Origin of the sequence: Streptococcus sp. 2106, assembly GCF_013277315.1 — a bacterium.
Taxonomy (GTDB): domain Bacteria; phylum Bacillota; class Bacilli; order Lactobacillales; family Streptococcaceae; genus Streptococcus; species Streptococcus pseudopneumoniae.
Window position 1 is genome coordinate 1 of record NZ_VMMS01000126.1, and the last position, 2,395, is coordinate 2,395.

The 2,395-nt window shown below is 33.6% G+C and carries 4 protein-coding genes and 1 pseudogene; all 5 read right to left on the minus strand.

The features are described from left to right. The coding region (locus tag HT723_RS10805; RefSeq protein ID WP_172921954.1) for a restriction endonuclease subunit S at positions 1-484 on the minus strand (484 nt) is incomplete at its 3' end. Between the two features lie 33 nt (positions 485-517). Then, a complete protein-coding gene (gene xerA, locus HT723_RS10810) occupies positions 518-1,483 on the minus strand; it encodes a site-specific tyrosine recombinase/integron integrase (RefSeq protein ID WP_172935188.1) in 966 nt (321 codons plus the stop codon). Between the two features lie 117 nt (positions 1,484-1,600). Further along, positions 1,601-2,014, minus strand: a complete 414-nt coding sequence (locus HT723_RS10815; RefSeq protein WP_023941843.1) for a type II toxin-antitoxin system death-on-curing family toxin — start codon at positions 2,012-2,014, stop codon at positions 1,601-1,603. Beyond that, positions 2,011-2,247, minus strand: a complete 237-nt coding sequence (locus tag HT723_RS10820) for an AbrB family transcriptional regulator (RefSeq protein ID WP_138703493.1) — start codon at positions 2,245-2,247, stop codon at positions 2,011-2,013. Before HT723_RS10820 ends, HT723_RS10815 begins: the two co-directional genes overlap by 4 nt. A gap of 59 nt (positions 2,248-2,306) precedes the next feature. Then, positions 2,307-2,395, minus strand: a pseudogene (locus tag HT723_RS10825) (type I restriction endonuclease); the annotation flags it as partial.

The window sequence follows — 2,395 nt, forward strand, 5'->3', positions numbered from 1 at the left end:
CGTTAAATCGGGATTTGACAAGGTTTGATAATTCCGTGTATTGCTGACTTCTTTTTGAAATTAGATAATCTATTTTCTCAAAATTCTGAATAATATTTTCTTGTTCAGAAACACTCATCATTGGAACTAGAGCATTTGATAAATTATTAAATTTAATATACTTTATTACTCCTCCAATTGACTGGTAGCGCAAAATCTCTATATACTTATCAAGAAAGTAGTATAGATATTTCATTTTTACATTAGAATTATTACTCAAAATATAAGTTCTTTGATAAGCATTAAATTTTCCTTTATAATACTTAACATTTAAATCCCCGTTTCCTGCAACTAAAACGACTTCGTCGTCATAAACATAATCGTTAATCCACAAAATTTCTTTTGCTGTTGTGAAAAATGGATACTTACCTCCGACAACTGCAGCATTGGCATCCAATTTACCAGTTTGAATAGAAACTAATTCCCCTAATTTCACTTTCTTCATGCAACCACCTCCTCGGAATATCGGGATTTGCTTTTAAGAGATGAATTTTTGGTGTGAATGCTTGACATTATTTTGATTGACCATGGCATAGGCCAGGGTTGTGTCAATCTTGCTATGACCTAGCAGTTTTTGGACTTGCTCGATAGGCATACCTTTATCAATTGCCTTAGTCGCTAAAGTTCTTCTGAACTTATGTGGGTGAACCTTTTGTATACCGAGTTTCTCTCCTAACTTTCTTAAGCGAATCTCTACACCAGCAATTCCAAGCCTCTGGACTTTTCCAACTAGTGTTACAAAAAGAGCAGGGTGACTATCTTTTCTGTCGTTAAGATAATTTCTTAAATGAATTTTCGTACGAGTGTCAAAATATACTGGTCTCTCCTTCTTTCCTTTACCAAAGACAACACACTCTCTGTTTTCAAAATCAATATCTGAACGATTCAACTGTACAAGCTCCCCTACACGCATACCTGTCGATGCTAGTAGGTCTATTATTGCCAAATCTCTCAAATTTTCACAGTTATCGCGCATAATTTCCAAATGTTCATCAGTATAAGTTTCCTTCACATTTTGCTCAGTCTTAATTTTCTTTATCCGTCGAATGGGATTTTTAATGATATATTCCTCTTGCTCAAGCCAAGCAAAAAAAGAAGACAATATACGCCTAATATTGTCTAAATTCGCCTTACTACAATCCTTTTCAGACTGGTAATTTGCTAAATAACTCCTTAAATCATCTGTTGTGAGTTGTGTCACAGACTCCTTAATACCATTAAACAAGTTTTCAATCGTCCTCTGGTAATAACGAATTGTTTTTGAGCTACAGCCCTCTACCTGCTTGGCGGTAATAAATAGTTGCAACAGGTTATTATTCGAATACTTCTGCTGCTTTTTTCCGTCTACTAGATGATGTTCTAAACTCTCTCTCAACGCTAGTAATTGTTCATTATTTAAAAGAGGTAACATTTCTTGCATGATAATTGTAACTTTTGATTCCATAATTTCTCACTTTCTTATTCATCAATAAAAAGAGACAATATCAGTTTCTGCATTACAGAATTCTAATATTGTCTGTTCATTTATTTTCTTATGCTCATTCAAATCCAGCATACTAGGTTACTTTTTGACCTTTTCTCTAACAGAATGTTCAGAAACCCATTTGGAGTAGCTTGTCATTTTTTCATCAGTTAAAGCTTCTACTGCGATGGTTACACACATTTTTACTGCTTCTTCTACCGTTACAGAAAAACGATAGCCATTTAATTGTAAAAATTTGACCAAAACGAAGAAAGCAGTTCTTTTATTAGCATTAGCAAAAACATGCTTCTTTATCAATTGGACAAATAGTATCGTTGCTTTATCAAAAATTGTTGGATAAAGAGGCTTCCCAAAGACAAATTGTTCTGGTAAGTTCACAATCATATTTAAGGCAGAAGGACTAACTGTTTGAATTTTCTCATTTGGAGAATACCGTTGAATTGCTAAAGCATTTATTTTTTCAATTTGCTTTTCTGTTAGATAGATTGTCATTTTTCCACCAAAGCTTTGAAAACATCGTCGTATTCGTCAAATATTTTATCTAAATTTAAGTCAAAGGAATCATCAGATACATAAGAAACCTGCTGCCCCAATTCTTCAGGAGTAAAGATAATCTCACCACTTGGTAACAATTTAGCTTCGTATTTAACACCACTTGGAATATTAAATTCACTTGGAATCGTAATGGTGATTGAATTTCCTTGTTTTCTTGTTTTTACGACCATCTGATTTCCTCCTTTGTTGTATTATAACAAATCATTACCGTAATTACAATGGCAGAATATCAGCCAAAATACTCCTGCATCAGAGATTTCTTCAAAGTTTCAAGCTCTTCCAGAGATTTTTGGATTGCCAATTGTGATTTGTCGACCT

Bases quoted from the DNA above. Each gene is read 5' to 3' on its own strand.
- xerA (WP_172935188.1), bottom strand. From the start codon at position 1,483: ATGGAATCAAAAGTTACAATTATCATGCAAGAAATGTTACCTCTTTTA.
- HT723_RS10815 (WP_023941843.1), bottom strand. From the start codon at position 2,014: ATGACAATCTATCTAACAGAAAAGCAAATTGAAAAAATAAATGCTTTA.
- HT723_RS10820 (WP_138703493.1), bottom strand. From the start codon at position 2,247: ATGGTCGTAAAAACAAGAAAACAAGGAAATTCAATCACCATTACGATT.